Annotated in this window: 19 protein-coding genes; 5 read left to right on the top strand and 14 right to left on the bottom strand. The window is 67.1% G+C overall.

All coding sequences use genetic code 11. The features are described from left to right. The 5 genes from ssb to K0M74_RS06615 all read right to left on the bottom strand — a co-directional run. Positions 1 to 140: single-stranded DNA-binding protein (gene ssb / locus K0M74_RS06635; protein WP_293969468.1), on the bottom strand; the 140-nt coding region annotated here is incomplete at its 3' end. Between the two features lie 31 nt (positions 141 to 171). Next, positions 172 to 2043, bottom strand: coding sequence for a ferrous iron transporter B (locus tag K0M74_RS06630; protein WP_293969452.1), 1872 nt, complete (start codon positions 2041 to 2043; stop codon positions 172 to 174). After that, positions 2040 to 2291: a FeoA family protein gene (locus K0M74_RS06625; RefSeq protein ID WP_293969449.1), complete on the bottom strand. Its 252-nt coding sequence runs from the start codon at positions 2289 to 2291 to the stop codon at positions 2040 to 2042. Before K0M74_RS06625 ends, K0M74_RS06630 begins: the two co-directional genes overlap by 4 nt. Before the next feature lie 53 nt (positions 2292 to 2344). Next, the gene (locus K0M74_RS06620; protein WP_293969446.1) at positions 2345 to 3016 is read right to left on the bottom strand and encodes a COQ9 family protein; all 672 of its coding nucleotides are present in this window, start codon (positions 3014 to 3016) and stop codon (positions 2345 to 2347) included. After that, a complete protein-coding gene (locus K0M74_RS06615) occupies positions 3016 to 3927 on the bottom strand; it encodes a DMT family transporter (protein WP_293969443.1) in 912 nt (303 codons plus the stop codon). The genes K0M74_RS06620 and K0M74_RS06615 overlap by 1 nt, the downstream gene beginning before the upstream one ends. A 113-nt stretch (positions 3928 to 4040) precedes the next feature. Here K0M74_RS06615 and K0M74_RS06610 point away from each other — a divergent pair, with 113 nt between their 5' ends. Beyond that, positions 4041 to 5126 carry an alkene reductase gene (locus K0M74_RS06610; RefSeq protein ID WP_293969440.1) on the top strand — a complete coding sequence of 362 codons (1086 nt, stop codon included), beginning with the start codon at positions 4041 to 4043 and terminating at the stop codon, positions 5124 to 5126. A 172-nt stretch (positions 5127 to 5298) separates the two neighbouring features. Here the strand turns inward: K0M74_RS06610 and K0M74_RS06605 are convergent, their stop codons facing one another. From K0M74_RS06605 to K0M74_RS06590, 4 genes are read right to left on the bottom strand one after another with little or no spacing between them, the layout of a single operon-like run. Further along, a complete protein-coding gene (locus K0M74_RS06605; RefSeq protein ID WP_293969437.1) occupies positions 5299 to 5949 on the bottom strand; it encodes a hypothetical protein in 651 nt (216 codons plus the stop codon). Beyond that, positions 5942 to 6367 (bottom strand): 6,7-dimethyl-8-ribityllumazine synthase, encoded by a 426-nt coding sequence (ribH, locus tag K0M74_RS06600; RefSeq protein ID WP_293969434.1) that lies wholly within the window; start codon positions 6365 to 6367, stop codon positions 5942 to 5944. The genes K0M74_RS06605 and ribH overlap by 8 nt, the downstream gene beginning before the upstream one ends. Further along, positions 6367 to 7644 carry a 3,4-dihydroxy-2-butanone-4-phosphate synthase gene (ribB, locus tag K0M74_RS06595; protein ID WP_293969431.1) on the bottom strand — a complete coding sequence of 426 codons (1278 nt, stop codon included), beginning with the start codon at positions 7642 to 7644 and terminating at the stop codon, positions 6367 to 6369. The genes ribH and ribB overlap by 1 nt, the downstream gene beginning before the upstream one ends. A gap of 57 nt (positions 7645 to 7701) precedes the next feature. After that, the gene (locus K0M74_RS06590) at positions 7702 to 8322 is read right to left on the bottom strand and encodes an ankyrin repeat domain-containing protein (RefSeq protein ID WP_293969428.1); all 621 of its coding nucleotides are present in this window, start codon (positions 8320 to 8322) and stop codon (positions 7702 to 7704) included. Positions 8323 to 8408: 86 nt separating this feature from the next. On the opposite strand from K0M74_RS06590, the gene K0M74_RS06585 reads away from it, so the two are divergent. The 3 genes from K0M74_RS06585 to K0M74_RS06575 are packed head-to-tail and all read left to right on the top strand — an operon-like array spanning position 8409 to position 10205. After that, positions 8409 to 9053: an SCO family protein gene (locus K0M74_RS06585; protein WP_293969425.1), complete on the top strand. Its 645-nt coding sequence runs from the start codon at positions 8409 to 8411 to the stop codon at positions 9051 to 9053. Further along, positions 9041 to 9496 carry a YcgN family cysteine cluster protein gene (locus K0M74_RS06580; RefSeq protein WP_293969422.1) on the top strand — a complete coding sequence of 152 codons (456 nt, stop codon included), beginning with the start codon at positions 9041 to 9043 and terminating at the stop codon, positions 9494 to 9496. Before K0M74_RS06585 ends, K0M74_RS06580 begins: the two co-directional genes overlap by 13 nt. Then, positions 9477 to 10205: a YgjP-like metallopeptidase domain-containing protein gene (locus tag K0M74_RS06575; RefSeq protein WP_293969419.1), complete on the top strand. Its 729-nt coding sequence runs from the start codon at positions 9477 to 9479 to the stop codon at positions 10203 to 10205. The genes K0M74_RS06580 and K0M74_RS06575 overlap by 20 nt, the downstream gene beginning before the upstream one ends. Here the strand turns inward: K0M74_RS06575 and K0M74_RS06570 are convergent. The 5 genes from K0M74_RS06570 to K0M74_RS06550 all read right to left on the bottom strand — a co-directional run bounded on the left by K0M74_RS06570 (position 10198) and on the right by K0M74_RS06550 (position 15834). Then, positions 10198 to 12270, bottom strand: coding sequence for a transglycosylase domain-containing protein (locus K0M74_RS06570; RefSeq protein ID WP_293969455.1), 2073 nt, complete (start codon positions 12268 to 12270; stop codon positions 10198 to 10200). The two genes, K0M74_RS06575 and K0M74_RS06570, sit on opposite strands and share 8 nt — an antisense overlap. A gap of 175 nt (positions 12271 to 12445) precedes the next feature. Beyond that, a complete protein-coding gene (gene msrB / locus K0M74_RS06565; protein WP_088439706.1) occupies positions 12446 to 12853 on the bottom strand; it encodes a peptide-methionine (R)-S-oxide reductase MsrB in 408 nt (135 codons plus the stop codon). Positions 12854 to 12947: 94 nt separating this feature from the next. Continuing rightward, positions 12948 to 14045, bottom strand: a complete 1098-nt coding sequence (locus tag K0M74_RS06560; RefSeq protein WP_293969415.1) for an FAD-dependent monooxygenase — start codon at positions 14043 to 14045, stop codon at positions 12948 to 12950. Continuing rightward, a complete protein-coding gene (locus K0M74_RS06555; protein WP_293969412.1) occupies positions 14042 to 14755 on the bottom strand; it encodes a methyltransferase domain-containing protein in 714 nt (237 codons plus the stop codon). The genes K0M74_RS06560 and K0M74_RS06555 overlap by 4 nt, the downstream gene beginning before the upstream one ends. Beyond that, positions 14752 to 15834, bottom strand: a complete 1083-nt coding sequence (locus K0M74_RS06550) for a type III polyketide synthase (protein ID WP_293969409.1) — start codon at positions 15832 to 15834, stop codon at positions 14752 to 14754. Before K0M74_RS06550 ends, K0M74_RS06555 begins: the two co-directional genes overlap by 4 nt. An 86-nt stretch (positions 15835 to 15920) precedes the next feature. On the opposite strand from K0M74_RS06550, the gene K0M74_RS06545 reads away from it, so the two are divergent. Next, entirely contained in the window at positions 15921 to 16433 is a 513-nt protein-coding gene (locus tag K0M74_RS06545; protein WP_293969406.1) for a DUF4402 domain-containing protein, read from the top strand. Positions 16434 to 16559 lie beyond the last annotated feature (126 nt).

The following is a 16559-nucleotide window of genomic DNA, read 5'->3' as shown; positions in this document are numbered from 1 at the left end:
TCGCCGGTCATCCGGTCTTTCCATTGTTCGCTGGTCGCTATGCGGATGTTGGCGATCTTGCCGCCATTCTGGAACGACTTGATTTCGGGATCGGCGCCCAGATTGCCGATCAAAATTACCTTGTTGACGCTGCCAGCCATGCCGCTCCGCTCCGCTAGAAAGTTGGAAGGATCAGCCTAGTCCAAAGGCAACGGCTGTCCAGTATGTGATGCCTGCTGCGGCATAGGCGAGCGCGAACAAATAGCCAACCATGAACAGCGGCCATTTCCACCCGTTGGTCTCGCGCCTGGTGATCGCGATCGTCGATATGCACTGCGGCGCGAACACGAACCACGCGAGGAAGGCGAGCGCCGTGGCGATGCTCCAGCGGCCCTGCAAACGCTCGCTCAGCGACTGCGCCATCGCTTCCTCATCGTCGCCCGCTTCGATCGCATTGGCGGTGGCGAGCGCCGATACCGCAACCTCGCGCGCCGCCATCGCAGGGATCAGCGCGAGCGCGATGTCATGGTTGAACCCGATCGGCGCGACGACAACCTCCAGGCCGCTCGCGATGCGGCCGGCAACGCTGTAATCGACCTGGCTCTCGCTGCTGTCGGTCGGCACTTTGGGATAGCTTAGGAGCAGCCACAGCGCGATCGTGGTGACGAAGATGATCGTCCCGGCGCGGCGGAGGAAAATCCAGGCGCGCTGCCACAACGCGATGCCGACATCGCGCAGACGCGGCCATTGGTAACGCGGCATTTCCATCATGAAGCCCGCCGCGGTGCCCTTCGCGACGGTGCGGCGCAGCACCAGCGCGACGACCAGCGCCCCGACGATGCCCGACAGATACAGGCCGAACAGCACCAGCCCCTGCAACCCGACGGGCGAACCGCCGACATTGGTGTTCGGGATGAAGGCGCCGATGATCAGCGTGTAAACGGGCAGTCGCGCCGAACAGGTCATCAGCGGCGCGATCAGGATCGTGGTCAGCCGGTCCTTCGCATCGGGGATCGCGCGCGTCGCCATGATCCCGGGGACGGCGCAGGCAAAGCTGGAGAGCAGCGGGATGAAACCGCGCCCCGACAGACCGACCTTCGCCATGATGCCGTCCATCAGGAAGGCGGCGCGGGTCATATAACCCGTGGCCTCGAGCAGGAGGATGAAGAGGAACAGGATCAGGATCTGCGGCAGGAAGACGATCACCGATCCGACGCCGCCGAGGATCCCTTCGATGATCAGCCCGCGCAGGAAACCGTCGGGCAGCGCGATATCAACCGCGCCCTGCAACGCGCCAACGCCGCCTTCGATCCAGCCGATCGGGGCTTCGGACCAAGCGTAGACCCCCTGGAACATTACGAACATCAGCGCGAGCAGGATCAGGAAGCCAGCGACGGGGTGAAGCAGCACGGCATCGACGCGCTGGGTCCAGCGGCGCACCGGATTTTCGGACAGCGTCGCGGCGCGCGCGATCGCGCGGGCGCGCTGGTGCAGCGCCGCGTCGGACGGCGGCGGGGCGGACTGCACGGTCGCCTGCGTCTGGTGCGACAGGATCGCGCCGTCGACCGCGGCGAGCAGGTCGGTTAGCCCGCGCTTGCGCACCGCGACGGTCGGCACCACCGGCACGCCGAGTTCGCGCGACAGGATCGCGGGGTCGAGCGTCAGTCCGTCGCGCTCCGCCAGATCGAGCATGTTGAGCGCTACCACCGTCGGCAGCCCGAGCGCGATCAGTTCGAGCGCGAAGCAGAGGTGATTGTCGAGATTGGCGGCATCGACGACGACGACCAGTGCGTCAGGGCGCCGTTCGCCCGCCTGCCGGCCCAGCACGACATCGCGGGTTACCGCCTCGTCGGGGCTGGCGGGGGTCAGGCTGTAACTGCCGGGCAGGTCGACCAGCGACATCGGCCGCCCGTCGGCGAAGCTGGCGTGGCCCGCCTTGCGCTCGACGGTAACGCCTGGATAATTGGCAATCTTTTGCCGCGCGCCCGTTAACGCGTTGAACAGGCTCGATTTGCCGGCGTTGGGATTGCCGACCAGCGCGATCGTCGGGATGGCAGCGGTCATGGCGCGGTCGGCGCCACTTCGATCATCGCCGCTTGCCGCGCGCGGATGATCACCTGCATCCGACCGATCGCCAACGCCAGCGGGTCGCGCGAAAACAGGCTGCCGCGGTGTAGCGGGGTGACTTCGATGCCCTCCATCAACCCGAATTCGCGCAGCCGTCGCCCTTCGTCATGCGACATCCGATCCCAATCGATACGGGAAATGCGGACGGCTACGCCGAGCTGGGCGGAATCGAGCTTTGGGTTCATTTGCTAGCGATTATCAATAACAGGCGAGCGGCGCCAGTCCCTTATCGCTGCGGTTAATGCCCCGGATAGCGCAGCCGCCCGACGAAGCGGGCGAGGCTGGGGCGTTCGGTGCTGCGCGCGGCGCGGCGATATTTCCAGCTTTCGAAGCGCATCACCTGGTCGATCCGGCGCGCGAGGAAGGCGCGGGTGTCGGCGAAACCGTCGCTCTCGTCGTTCAGGAACACCGCCATCGTCGAGGCATAGACCGCGCCAAGGATTGCGCGCTTGCTGTAGTGATTATAGTCGGTCGCAGCGTCGCCGGCGAGCCGCCACATGATGTCGGCGCTGCGCCAGCCGAGCTTCGCTGCAAACGGTACATTGGTCGGGAGCGCCAGCAGCGCGAGCGCGCGGCGCAGCGATTCGCGATCGGGGGCGAGCAGGTCGATGCGCGTTTCGACGAGGGCGGTGATCCGCTCGCGAATCTTGAGCGCCGCCAGTTTATCGGCGGGCCATTTTGCGGCCATGCGATCGTCGATGTCAGCGAACCAGGCATCGACCATGTCGCGCCCGCCGCCCGGAAAGGCGAGGCGGGCGACGTCGGGGTCGAGCGCGGCGCGGCGCGCGGCGTCGGCGAGCGCGGCAGCGCCGAAACCGTCGAACGCCGCCGATTGCGCGATCAGCGGCGCCAGCGCAGCGTGAATCTCGTCGAGGGTCGGATCGGCAGGAAGGATCGAGGCCATGCCCATCAGATAGGCGCTGTTCGGCGGCTCGGCAACCGGATCAAAACCAGCGCCGCACCGACCAGCATACCGCCGAAAATGTCGAGCGGGCCGAGCAGCTCGCCAAACGCCAGCCATCCTGCCAGCGCGGCCACCGCGGGCTGGACGAGCAGGGTGAGCCCGATGACGAGCGGCGAGAAACGCGGCAACGACCAGGTGATCAGCCCCTGGCCGATAATCTGGCTGGTCAGCGCGAGCAGGATCAGCGGCGTCCAGTTTTGCGGCATGATCGTCTCGCCCAGCCCGAGCGCGGTGGCCAGCAGGATCGGGACGCAAACGACCGACGAAATGGCGAGCGCGGTCCAGGGTTCGAGTGTCCCGCGCACGCGCTGCATCAACAGGACGTAACCGGTGTAGAGCACCCCGGCGAACAGGCTAAGCAGATCGCCGACGAGGTAGGCGGGCGACAGTTCGTAACTTTGCCCCATGAGCAGCGCCGAACCGGCAAAGGCGAGCAGGATCGCCACCGCCTGCCACCCGCGGGGCAGTCGGCGTGCCAGCAAAATGCTCCAGATGACCAGCAGCAGGCTGGCGCAATTGCCGAACAGCGTCGCGTTGGCGACCTTGGTTTGAAGAATGCCGATATGCCAGGCGACCAGATCGAACGCGAAAAAGATGCCCGCGATGCTGGCCACGACGATGGCGTTTGTCGGCGGCAACCGCCCGCCGCTCTCGCGCCACGCCAGCGCCAGCAGGAAGGGGAGCGCGATGGCCATGCGCCAGAAGGCCGAGGCGGTTGGTCCGGTATCAGCGAGGCGAACGAGCAGGGCGCCGAGCGACAGCGCGATATTGCCCGCGAGCAGCGCGAGAAACGCCCAGCGCCCGGCACGCCGGACCGCACCGTCTTTCTGGTCGAGGCTTTCGATCTTGGCTGTCATTTAGATTTTCTTTTGATACTGACCATTGTGCAGGCCCAGCGGCGACCATAGCTTCGCGGGCCATAGCGGCGCCCCGATCGGTCGTCGCGCAGATTTTGGAACGTGGAGGATTTATGGCCGTATCGCTTTTCGACCCGATCAAGCTGGGCGCCATCGAGGCGCCGAACCGCATTATCATGGCGCCGCTGACCCGCGGCCGCGCCGCCGCCGGGTTCGTCCCGACCGAACTCGCGGTCGAATATTATCGCCAGCGCGCCTCGGCGGGGCTGATCATTTCGGAAGCGACCGGCATTTCGCAGGAAGGCCTCGGCTGGCCGTCGGCCCCCGGCCTGTGGACCGACGCGCAGGTCGAAGGCTGGAAGCCTGTGACCGACGCCGTCCATAAAGCGGGCGGGCGGATCGTCGCGCAGCTGTGGCACATGGGCCGCCTCGTCCATTCGGTGTTCAACGATGGCAAGCTGCCGGTTTCCGCCTCGGCGACGCAGGGCGAAGGCCGCGCGCACACGCCGGTTGGTCGCCGCGATCTGGAAGTTGCACGCCCGCTCGAACTGGCCGAAATTCGGCGCCTGATCGCCGACTACGCCAAGGCCGCCGAGAATGCGAAGCGCGCGGGGTTCGACGGGGTCCAGCTCCACGGCGCCAATGGTTATCTGATCGATCAGTTCCTGCGCGACAACAGCAATTTGCGCGATGACGATTATGGCGGGCCGGTCGAAAACCGCATCCGCCTGCTGCGCGAAGTCACCGAAGCACTGATCGGCGTCTGGGGCGCCGACCGCGTGTCGGTGCGGCTGTCTCCCAATGGCAATTCGCAGGGCGTCGATGACAGCAATCCGGAGCCTTTGTTCACCGCGGCCGCCGCGGCGCTCGACGCGCTCGGCATTGGTTTCCTCGAACTGCGCGAACCCGGTCCGGACGGGACGTTCGGCAACACCGACGTCCCCAAACAGTCGCCTGCAATCCGCAAAGTGTTCAAGGGGCCGTTGATCCTCAACAGCGATTATGATGTCGCCAAGGCCGAAGCGGCGCTGGCCAGCGGCGTGGCGGACGCGATCGCTTTTGGTCGTCCGTTCATCGGCAACCCCGACCTGGTCGAACGGATTAAGAGCGGCGCCGAATGGTCGGCCGACAATCCGCAAACCTGGTATTCGCCGGGGGCGGAAGGTTACACCGACTATCCGGCGCTGGTGAACGCGTAAGGCCGCATCGATCCTCCCTGTCGCGAAGTGATGGGGAGGGGGCAGTATCGAAGAGGGTGACGGAGGGGCATTGGCGAGGTCAGCGCCCCTCCACCACCGCCTGCGGCGGCGGTCCCGCTGGCGCTGCGCGCCGTCTGCGACTCCCACATGGCTACGCCACAGGGAGGAATAGCTAACCCTTTTCGGCAATCGCCTTGTCGACGATCCCGGCGCCCAGCGGGCCGAGGATGTTGCTGCCGAAACGGAACAGCAGGAAGGCGCCGACAAACAGCAGCAACGGTTCGATGAACAGCGCGACGATCGCTGCGATCACCGCGACGACGAACAACGTCAGAAAGCCGCCGCTCAGCACCTGCTGCCCCTTGGGGCCAAGCTCGATCGTGCGCGGCCCTTTTGCATCCCACCATTTACCGGTGACGATCGTCTTGCGGGCGCCGCTTGGCGGTGTTGGACGGTTCGGGATGCGAGCGGGTGCATTGGCCTTTAGCGCGGGCCGGTCGCCCGGGGCTGAAGACCATGGCCGTTTGTCCTGTTCGGCCGTCGCGGCGGCAACGCGCGGCTTGGCGGGGACGGAGATTGCCGCAGGCGACTGGATCGGTGCGGGCCGCGCGCTCAGCCCCGATTCGGCGCGCGCCGCTGCCGACATATCGGGTAAACTGGCCCGCTGCTCCGGACGGATCGGTTCGATCCCTAACTCGCGGTCGTGAATTTCCATGCGCTGCGCCGCGGTCAGCGGGGTCTGGCCGGTTTCCCTGTCGATCACCACCAGCCGACCGCCGCGCTCGACGACAGAAAAACGGCTGGGAGGTGCGCTATCAACCAATGCCGAACTGCTCCTTGAGGGCCAGCATGGCGAGCGCGGCCTTTGCCGCTTCGCCGCCCTTATCCTTGCGCGTCTTGTCGGCGCGCGCAAGCGCCTGTTCGTCATTCTCGACGGTGAGGATGCCGTTGCCGATCGCGAGGCCGTCGAGGGTCAGCGCCATGATGCCGCGCGCGCTTTCGTTCGACACCACTTCTAAATGATAAGTCTCGCCGCGAATGACGACGCCGAGCGCGACATAAGCGTCATAGCGGCCGGTGTCGGCGGCGAGCGAAATTGCCGCCGGGACTTCGAGCGCGCCGGGGACGGTCACCGTTTCATGGCTATGCCCGGCGGCGTCGAGCGCGCTGCGCACCCCGTCGAGCAGCATGTCGTTGAGCTCTGAATAGAAACGGGCTTCGACGATCAGTACATGCGCCATTATGCGGCCTCCCCGGGGATTGAGCGTTCGCCGACGACCGACAGGCCATAGCCCTCCAGCCCGACCAGATTATTGTGCGACGGCGTCAGCAATTCCATCGCGTGCACGCCAAGATCGGCGAGGATCTGGGCGCCGATGCCATAGGTTCTGAGGTCCATTCCACCCGACGGCGGCGGAATTTCCTCGGCCGCCGCAGACCCGGGCAGCGGGCGCATCAGCATGACGATAACCCCCGATCCGGCTTCGCCGATCGCTTCCATCGAGCGCTGCAGGCGGCGCTTCTTTGGACCGGGACGACCCATGATGTCGTCGAAGATCGACACCGGGTGCATGCGGACCAGCGTCACCCCGGCGGGGTCGATTGCGCCCTTTTGCAGCACCAGATTGACGCTGCCGTCGATCTTGTTGCGATAGGATTTCAGCCGCCAGTCGCCGCCATAATCCGATTCGAACGGATCGTCGGCGACGCATTCGACCAGCCGGTCGTTGCGGTGGCGATAGGCGATCAGGTCGGCGATCGTCCCGATCTTCAGCCCATGACGCCGCGCGAACGGGATCAGGTCGTCGAGCCGCGCCATCGACCCGTCGTCGTTCATGATTTCGCAGATTACCCCCGACGGGTTGAGCCCGGCGAGGCGCGAGATGTCGACCGATGCTTCGGTATGCCCGGCGCGCACCAGCACGCCGCCGTCGCGCGCGATCAGCGGGAAGACATGGCCGGGGGTAACGATATCGTCTCGGCCTTTCGAGGCGTCGATTGCTACCGACACGGTGCGGGCGCGGTCGGCGGCGGAGATGCCGGTGGTGACCCCTTCGCGCGCCTCGACCGACGTGGTGAACGCGGTTTCGTGGCGGGTGCCATTCTGGCGGCTCATCAGTTCGAGCCCGAGCTGGTCGACGCGCGCCCTGGTCAGGGTCAGGCAGATCAGCCCGCGGCCGTGGGTCGCCATGAAATTGACCGCATCGGGGGTCGCCATCTGCGCCGGGATGACCAGGTCGCCTTCATTCTCGCGGTCCTCGTCGTCGACGAGGATGAACATGCGGCCGTTGCGCGCCTCGGCGATAATCTCTTCGGGCGTCGCCATCGGTGAGAGGTCGCTGCCGTGCGCAAGCCAGTTCTCCAGCTTGCGCAGCGTTTCGGCGGTCGGGTTCCATCCCGGCGAGTCGAGGTCGCGCAGGCTGTTGGCGTGAAGGCCCGCGGCGCGCGCGAGGCCAGAGCGGGACATGGCCCCGTCGTCGACAATGCCGCGGATGCGGTCGATGAGCTGTGTGGACATGCTGGCGATGTCTCACACTACAATGTGATTGTCAAATGCCATATCACATTGTCTGGATCAATTGGGTCCGATGCTTGGCCCCAAGTCACGCTCGGGGCCGCCAACTTTCGCTTCTAGGATCGTAACCAGCTGCCCGGTGCGATCGTCGCGCTTGGCATAATCGCGCGCGCTCATGCCCGTGGCATGATCGGCCTTGTCGGGGTTGGCGCCGCGCCGCATCAGCAGGCGCACCATCGCGACATTCTTAGTCTGCACAGCCAGGATCAGCGCGGTCTCGCCGCGGCGGTTGGTCTGGTCGACGGGTGCCTTGGCATTGAGCAAATCCTCGGCGCCATCGGTGAAATTGAGCAGCGCGGCGTGCATCAGCGGGGTCATGCCCTGCTTGTCGGCGATTGCCGGGTCGGCATCCTTGGCGAGCAGGAAGCGCAGCCAGGTCCCGTCGCGGCGCTTGGCAACGATCGTGAGCGCGGTCTCGCCGTTTTCGGGATGCTTGGTGTTGATCAGCGCCGGATCATCTTTCAGCGCGTCGGTCGCCTTGGTCCCGTCGCGGCTCTCGACCGCCTGCAAAAAGGCATAGCCACCGCGGAACTGCGCCTGAACGGGGCCGGGGAGCAGCGCCGCTGCCCCTACGAGGGCCAAGAGGAAGGCGGCGAGGCGGAACTCCGCGCGTCGGAACATGATCTGGGGGACCCCTGGCAAAAACCGTCGCAACGCCGCGACGAGAATGGTTGATTTTCGCGGGCTAGCCGACCAAGGCTGGCCCCATGATGAATATCGCGAATATGGGACAAAAGCTTGTCCGTGCAAGCCTGATCGTCGCTTTCGGCGCGATGCTGGCAGGATGTGGTGGCCCGGTCGATGCGCCGCCCGCGACCCCGCCGCTCGAAGGCGCCCGCATCGGCGGCCCGTTCACGCTCACCGACCAGAACGGGAAGACGGTCAGCGACACCGATTTTGCCGGACAATATCGCCTCGTCTATTTCGGCTATAGCTTTTGCCCCGATATCTGCCCGGTCGACCTGCAAAAGTTGATGCGCGGGCTGGCGCAGTTCGAAAAGGCCGATCCGGCGCGCGGCGCCAAGATCGCGCCGCTGTTCATTACCGTCGATCCGGCACGCGATACGCCCGAATCGCTGAAGCCCTTCGTCGCCCGCTATCATCCGCGCCTGATCGGCCTGACCGGCACCCCCGATCAGATTGCCGCGGTCGCCAAGGCCTATGTCGTCACCTACAACAAGGTCGATGGCTCGGCGCCCGACCGCTATCTGATGGCGCATAGCCAGCTCGCCTTCCTGATGGACCCCGCGGGCAAGCCGCTAGCGCTGCTGCCGCTCGACGATCCATCGACCGACGCCGACGAGGGCGCGCCCGCCGCGGTCGCCGCCGATCTGGCGAAATGGGTCCAGTGACCGGCGGTGCGGCGCCACGCCCCTTTTGGGAAGCGCCACTTGCCAGTCTCGACGCCGGGCAGTGGGAAGCCTTGTGCGACGGCTGCGGTAAATGCTGCCTGCACAAGATCGAGGATGAGGATACGGGGCGGATTTATCCGACCAACGTCGCGTGCCGCCTGCTCGACCTCACCACCGCGCGCTGCGGCGATTACAAGCATCGCCGCCGTCATGTTCCCGATTGCCTGACGCTGACCAAGGCGAAGGTCGGTACGATCGAATGGCTGCCGCAAAGCTGCGCCTATCGGCTGCGCGCCGAGGGTGAGCCCTTGCCGGCATGGCATTACCTCGTGTGCGGCGATCGCGATGCGGTTCATCGCGCGGGCCAGTCGATCGCTGGCTGGACGGTCAGCGAGGATATTGCCGGGCCGCTGGAAAATCACCTTGTCGAACGCGTGGTTTAATTCGCGCGCCGAGGCGCCGCACATCCAGGTCGGCGATGACGCGTGGCCGGTGCGCGTCGTTCAGCACGCGCAGTCGCGACGCTACCGGCTGGTGTTTGACGCGGCGCGCGGCCAGTTGCGGCTGACGGTGCCGCGGCGGACCAACGTCCGCGCGGCGCTCAAATGGGCAAGCGAGCAGCAGGAATGGCTCACCGAGCAGGTGGGCAAAGCGGCGCTGCCGGTGCTCGTCGGTCCCGGCGCATCGGTGCCGTTCCTCGGCATCGATCGCCGGGTCGACTGGATCCCGGCGGCACCGCGCGCGATCGGGATCGATCCTGACGCGCTGCGCGTCGGCGGCCCCGCCGAAACGGTCGGACGCCGGGTCGAACGCTGGCTCAAGGGTCAGGCGCTGGCGTTGCTCGAGCGCGAGAGCCGCGACATTGCCGCGCGCGCTGGACTGGCGGTGGGCCGCGTCGGGGTCGGCGATCCGCGCAGCCGCTGGGGCAGCTGCACCCATGATGGCGACCTGCGTTACAGCTGGCGGCTGGTGATGGCGCCCGACCATGTCCGCCGCGCGACGGTGGCGCACGAAGTCGCGCATCTCGTGCACATGGACCATGGCCCTGCTTTTCACGCGCTGGTCGACGAACTCCACGACGGCGATGTCGCCGCAGCGCGCGGCTGGCTGCGCCGCGAAGGGCGTGGGCTTCACCGCTACCGTTTCAGTTGAAATCTGCCGGTTGCGGTCGCGGCGGCGGCGATGATTTGGTGACTGGCGGCGCGGTCTTTGGCGCCGTAGTCGTTTTTGGCTGTGCGCCGGTTTCGCCGGATCCACGACGCCCGGTCTGTTCCTCGATCCATTGCTGGTCGAGCACCGGGCCCTCTTCAGGCGGCGGTGGCGCGGCTTCTTCGGGCGGGCGCATGTCATAGGGCAGCTCGATGGGCATGCCATTCTCGTCGACCAGCGCGCCCTCGCCGGGTTCGCCCAGATAGGCCTCGCCTTCGTCCTCCAGCTGCCATTCGGGCAGCACAACCTCGGTGTCGAACGCTTCGACAGGGCGCCGCGCGACGGCGACGCGCATATAATCGGCAAAGGCCTGCGCCGGGGCGCGGCCGCCTTGCAGCCCGCCGACCGCTTTCGCATCGTCGCGGCCCATCCACACCCCAGTGGTCAGCCCGCTGGAAAAGCCGAGGAACCAGCCGTCCTTGTTGCTCGACGTCGTCCCGGTTTTACCCGCGACGGGGCGGCCGATCTGCGCGGCGCGGCCAGTGCCGGTGTTGACTGCGGTTTGCAGCAGGTCGGTGATCCCCGCGGCGACCCAATTGTCGACCAGCACCTGCCCACGTTCGGCGGGGCGCTGGTACAACAGGCGGCCATCGGCGGTCGTCACCTTGGTGATGCCATAGGGTTCGACCGAAATGCCGCCGCGCGACACCGCGGCAAAGGCGGCGGCCATGTCGATCACCCGCACCTCGGCGCTGCCCAGCACCATCGACGGATGGGTGTTGACCGGCGTCGTGATGCCGAATCGTCGCGCCATATTGGCAACCGCCGAAAAGCCGATTTCGTCGCCGAGCTTGGCGGCGACGGTGTTGACCGAATAGGCAAAGGCGCTGCGCAAATCCATCGTGCCGGCAAAGCGCCCCGACGAGTTGCGCGGCGACCAGCCGTTGATCGTCACGGGTTCATCGACCACCGGATCGTCGACCTTATACCCCGCCTCGAGCGCCGCCATATAGACGAACAGTTTCCACGCCGACCCCGGCTGGCGCAGCGCCTGCGTCGCGCGGTTGTAGTTCGACGTGACATAATCCTTGCCGCCGACCATGGCGCGCACCGCACCGTCGCGGTCGAGCGACACCAGCGCGCCCTGTACTCCACCGGGCGTATTGGCCTGGATCGCCGCGGTAGCGGCGCGCTGCATATTGAGGTCGATCGTCGTGTAGACGTCGAGCGCCTCGCTGCCCTCGTCGATCAGCATGTCGAGCTGCGGCAGTGCCCAGTCGCTGAAATAGCGCGCGCTGTTCTGCCCGGTTTCCTGCGCCAGTTTGACATTGGCGGGTTCCGCGCTGTCGGCCTGGCTCTGGGTGATCACCCCGGCATCAACCATCACGCCGAGCACCACCCCGGCGCGGCCGAGTGCGGCCCCGGCGTCGGCAGTCGGCGAATAGCGCGACGGCGCCTTGACAAGACCTGCTACCACGGCGGCCTCGGACAACGACATTTCGGTCGCGCTATGCCCGAAAAAGCGGCGCGACGCGGCGTCGATGCCGTAACTGCCGCCGCCGAAATAAACCTTGTTCAGATAGAGTTCGAGGATCTCGTCCTTCGAGAATTTCCATTCGAGCGCCAGGGCGAGGATCATTTCGCGCGCCTTGCGGCGGAAATCATAGCTGTTCGACAGAAAGACGTTGCGCGCCAGCTGCTGGGTGATCGTCGAGGCGCCCTGCAGGCGGCGCCCGCTGCCCCTGTTCTGCACTGCGACTGCCGCGGCGCGCGCCATGCCGACCGGATCGAGCCCGGGATGATAGCGAAAGCGCCGATCCTCGACTGCGACCATCGCATCCTGCATCACCTGCGGCGTTTCGCGCAGCGACAGCCAGCGGCCGTAATTGGGGCCGATCGACAGAAAGACGGTGCCATCGGCGGCGCGGACGCGGATCGTCTGCCCCGCGGGGGATCTCTTCAGCTCCTCGAAACTCGGCATCCGCTGCACGGCAATGCCGACCGCGACCGCCAGCGCGACAAGGCCGACCACCGCGAGGCCGAGGCCCCAGCGAAACAGCCGCCGCACCCAGACGCGAAAGCGCGATGGCTCGCCGGGGTCGGACGTGCGCGGGCCTTTGCCCGACGATGATGATTTTCCTGACGATGACGGCTGTCGGTCGCGGCGCAAAGCGATATATTCCTTCCCTCGCTGCGCCCTGTCGCGACAGCCCGTGTGACGTCAGCCCCTCGACGACGGCAGTTCAGCCTGCGTCGGTGTTGGCGTCATCCGGCGCGCGACCCGCGAAGTCAAGCGCCGCGCTGTTGATGCAATAGCGCAGCCCGGTCGGTCCGGGGCCATCGGGGAAGACATGGCCAAGGTGGCCTTCGCACTTCGCACAGCGCACTTCAGTGCGGACCATGCCGTGGCTGGTATCGGTCAATTCCTTGACTGCACCGCCCTCAGCAGGCGCAGTGTAGCTCGGCCAGCCCGAGCCGCTGTCATATTTGGTGCGGCTGTCGAACAGAGGCTCGCCGCACCCGGCGCAGCGGTACATGCCGTCGCCCTTGTGATCGGTATATTTGCCGGTGAAGGCGCGCTCGGTGCCGCCTTCGCGCAGCACATGGTGCGCCATAGGGTCGAGCGGCTTGGCGGTGTTCGGGTCGGTCATGATGGATTTCTCCTTGGGCGCAGGCCGATGTGCGGCGGCGCCTGTGTTGCCACCAATATCGGATCGAAATCGCGCCGCTGCAAGGGGGACGCGCTCAACCGGCCGCGATCCGCGTCGCTTGTGACATCCAACGGACGAGCGACGGGAAGGATGAAGAGAGTGACGTCAATACGCCCGCGGTGCGGGGATTCTCCCCGGCGCGCCAGACGGCGCTGGCGATGGCAAAGGGCCGCGTCATGCGCGCCGCCAGCTGGTGCTGGAAGGCGGGTGCGGCGCCTGGACCGCCGTGGCGCCACGCCGCCGCCGCCGCGTCGCCGCTGGCGAGCGCCAACCCCATGCCCTCGCCCGCAAGGCTGGGGATGACCCCCGCCTGATCGCCGAGGCGGAACAGGCCCGGTTCGGTTTCGGCGGTGCGCCAGCCATAGGGGACATGGCCGATTGCATCGATCCCGCATGACCAGTCGGCATAGGCCAGTCGCCCGCCGAGCATCGGATGCGCGGCGCCGAGCGCGCGCAGCAGTGCCCCGGGGTCGCCCCCCGCTTCGTCGAGCCGCGATTTGTGGGTGGCGAGGCACAGGTTCGCGCTGCCGTCCTCCTGCTGCACCAGCCCGGCATAGCCGCGGTCAAACAGGTGGAGCTCGACCGCATCGCCGATCAGGCGGTCGAGCGCGGCGTGGTGTGGCAACCGCAGCCGCAAGCCCATCACCGGGTCGTGCTGTTGCCAGGATGCCGCTTCGCGCGGCTGGCCGCGAAAGCCATGCTTGCCCGCGGCGAGGAAAAGCGCGGGTGCAGCGAGCGTTGCGCCATCGCGCGTCTGGACGGTGTGGCCGTCGATCGTTGTCGCATGCACCCCGCGCTGCAAATCAGCCCCCGCCGCGACCGCGGCCGCCTGCAACACTGAGTCGAGACGACGGCGCGACACCCCCATCGCCGCTTGCGGGAGGCTGGTCTCGCTGCGGCGCGACCCGGCAAACAGTCGCACCCGGCCGACCTGCTGCCCGCCCAATGCTGCGCGGTCGATGCCCAGCGCATCGAGCCGCGTCAGCGTCTGCCAGCTCAAAAACCCGCCGCACAGCGCATCGCCGGTTTCGCGCGTGCGTTCGAGCAGCAGCACCTTGGCGCCCGCGTGCGCCAGCCCGATCGCCGCGGCGGTTCCGGCCGGTCCGGCGCCGATGACAATCGCGTCGGTCACCGGATGCGCTCGACGCAGAGCCGAAAGGGAAAGCTACCAAAGATGCGCGCGTGGGTCGCGGTTTCGGGCAGTGCCGCAGCCAGCATCGCCTGCCATTCGGCGCGGCGAAAGCTGCGCCCGACCGACAGCTGGCCGTCGCGGCGGACGATCGGATCGACCAGCGCCAGCGTCGCGAGGAGCGGATAGCCAGCAAAAGGCAGGCGCTGACGGTGGAGGTCGTTCACCAGCCAGCCGCGCGCGCTCTCGGCATCCATGAAGCGCAGGAACTCCGTGCGCTGGACCACCGTCATATGATGGGTGACGAGGCTGGAGAGGATGATGTCCCACCCCTGTCCCGCCAGATCGCGATAGTCGCCGGTAATTAGCTGCGCCCGCCCGCCGAGCCGTGCGTGGGCAACCGGCGCGCTTTTCGGGTTAAGATCGATGCCGACCAGGTCGAGCGCCACGTCGCGTTTGATCCCCCAGTGCGCGATGCGGTCGAGCATGTCGCCGCTGCCGAAGCCCACATCCAGGATGCGCCATGGCCTTGTCCCGACTCCCCGCGCGGCGACGCGGTCCAGAAAACCGAGCGTCGGGCGCGCCGCCAGCGTCAGCGCGTTGATCCGCGACAGGTCGGCGAGCACTTTGGCATAACGCGCGGGCGCCAGCTCTGCCGCGTCCATCTCCTCTTCGGCGTCGATCGGCGCGCGAAGACTTGTGAGGGGGTTCATGCCGCGGTGAAGCGGATCGCTTCGGCGGCGAGACCGGGGCCGAAGGCGATTGCCAGCCCCTCGCCCGTCGCTTTGCGCGCCATCATGTCGGCGAGTACGAACAGAATCGTCGCCGATGACATATTGCCAAAGCGCGCGAGCACTGCGCGGCTGTCGGCAAGCGCCTCGGGCGGAACGTCAAGTGCATGCTCGACCGCATCGAGAACCGAGCGCCCCCCGGCATGGACGGCGAGCAGCGGCGGTGGATCCCCGGCGCCAAACAACTGGTTTCGGACCGCGGGGGACGACAAGGCATCGCGGAGCCGTCCCGGTACTTCGCCCGACAATTGCATCGCAAAGCCGGTGTCGCCGATGTCCCAGCGGATCAGATCGGCGCTGTCCTCCAGCGCCAGACTTGCCCCGTCGCCCAGCTCGAACCCAATGGGATCTGTCGATACGATCGCCGCCGCGGCGCCGTCGCTGAACTGGAGCATCGCGAGCAGGGGCTCGGGGGCGTCTTCAAGCTGCAGGTGCAGCGTCGACAGCTCGACGCTGACCACCAGAACCACCGATTGCGGCTCCGATCGCACGATGTGCCGTGCGGTGCGCAGCGCGGTGACGCCAGCGTAACAGCCCATGAAGCCGATCAGCACCCGTTCGACGGTCGCCGCAAGCCCCAGCCGCCGCGCGAGGATCTGGTCGATCCCCGGCGCGACGAAGCCGGTGCAGCTGGCGACGACAATATGGGTGATCCGCGCCGCGTCAAACGCATCGCCGAGCGCGGCAATCGCCTGCATCGCGAGCTCGGGGGCATGATCGGCATAAGCGCGCATCCGGGCCGAGGTCGGTGGCAGGCCCGGAACGTCGTAGAATCCGCCCGTTGCGACCGGCGCTCCGCCCGCCGCTGTGGGGGGCAGCACCGACCAGCGATGCTCGATCCCCGACCGCGCGGTCATTCGCGAAAAGACTGCGCGCACACGCTCGTCGGCCAGCCGCGGGGTCGCCCAGTCGATAAAGGCCTGATGGATGTCGTGGCCCGGCACAGCGGTGGCGAGCGCGTTCAGCCGGGGGGACGGCAGGGGTGTGGTCATCGCGCACATGTGGCCGAAAAGCGCAAAACTAGCCAGCGATTAGCGGCACGGGCGTTTTACGTGGGGTTAACCATAGAGCGGCTATGCGTTCAGGGGTGAAACTGCGCCTTTTCTTTGCCTTTGCGTTGATGATCGTCAGTGCACCCGCGGCGTCGGCGCAGTGCCTGCTCTGCGCGCCTGACAAGCTGACCAGCGCGGCGGCGCGCGAGGCCGAGGTGCCGCTGCGCGTCGAGGTCGAAACCCGGCTCGACATGGGCCGCATCGCGGTCGGCGCGATGGGCGGCGAGGTCGCGGTCGATCCGGTCTCGGGCGCGCGCCGCCTGCGCGGTGACGTCGTCGATCTGGGCGGTTTCGCGCTGAGCGGCACCGTCACGGTGCGCGGGGCGCCCGGCGCCGAAGTGCGGGTCATCCTGCCAGCGAGCGTCGATCTGGAAGGCGGCCATGGCCGCACCGCGCGGGTCACCGACCTGATCACCGACCTGTCCGCCGCGCCGCGGCTCGGCCCCGACGGCCGCCTGCAATTCCGCTTCGGCGGCCGGTTGCAGATCGCGGGCGCCGACGACGGCGACTATCGCGGGCGGATTCCGGTGACGGTGGAGTATCAATAAAGGTTGGGAAAGGCGGTATTTGGTGGGGGGGGGGGTGGAAATTCGCCCCTATGGTCGCCCCCCCCCAGGCGGGGGCCCCCCCCGGCGGGTTTTTATATAACCGGGGAAAAAGAAACGGGCCCCCCC

Origin of the sequence: Sphingopyxis sp., assembly GCF_019459305.1 — a bacterium.
Lineage (GTDB): Bacteria > Pseudomonadota > Alphaproteobacteria > Sphingomonadales > Sphingomonadaceae > Sphingopyxis.
This window is presented reverse-complemented; position numbering and strand designations above follow the sequence as displayed.

Bases quoted from the DNA above. Each gene is read 5' to 3' on its own strand.
- K0M74_RS06630 (WP_293969452.1), bottom strand. From the start codon at position 2,043: ATGACCGCTGCCATCCCGACGATCGCGCTGGTCGGCAATCCCAACGCC.
- K0M74_RS06625 (WP_293969449.1), bottom strand. From the start codon at position 2,291: ATGAACCCAAAGCTCGATTCCGCCCAGCTCGGCGTAGCCGTCCGCATT.
- K0M74_RS06620 (WP_293969446.1), bottom strand. From the start codon at position 3,016: ATGGGCATGGCCTCGATCCTTCCTGCCGATCCGACCCTCGACGAGATT.
- K0M74_RS06615 (WP_293969443.1), bottom strand. From the start codon at position 3,927: ATGACAGCCAAGATCGAAAGCCTCGACCAGAAAGACGGTGCGGTCCGG.
- K0M74_RS06610 (WP_293969440.1), top strand. From the start codon at position 4,041: ATGGCCGTATCGCTTTTCGACCCGATCAAGCTGGGCGCCATCGAGGCG.
- ribH (WP_293969434.1), bottom strand. From the start codon at position 6,367: ATGGCGCATGTACTGATCGTCGAAGCCCGTTTCTATTCAGAGCTCAAC.
- ribB (WP_293969431.1), bottom strand. From the start codon at position 7,644: ATGTCCACACAGCTCATCGACCGCATCCGCGGCATTGTCGACGACGGG.
- K0M74_RS06590 (WP_293969428.1), bottom strand. From the start codon at position 8,322: ATGTTCCGACGCGCGGAGTTCCGCCTCGCCGCCTTCCTCTTGGCCCTC.
- K0M74_RS06585 (WP_293969425.1), top strand. From the start codon at position 8,409: ATGATGAATATCGCGAATATGGGACAAAAGCTTGTCCGTGCAAGCCTG.
- K0M74_RS06580 (WP_293969422.1), top strand. From the start codon at position 9,041: ATGGGTCCAGTGACCGGCGGTGCGGCGCCACGCCCCTTTTGGGAAGCG.
- msrB (WP_088439706.1), bottom strand. From the start codon at position 12,853: ATGACCGACCCGAACACCGCCAAGCCGCTCGACCCTATGGCGCACCAT.
- K0M74_RS06555 (WP_293969412.1), bottom strand. From the start codon at position 14,755: ATGAACCCCCTCACAAGTCTTCGCGCGCCGATCGACGCCGAAGAGGAG.
- K0M74_RS06550 (WP_293969409.1), bottom strand. From the start codon at position 15,834: ATGTGCGCGATGACCACACCCCTGCCGTCCCCCCGGCTGAACGCGCTC.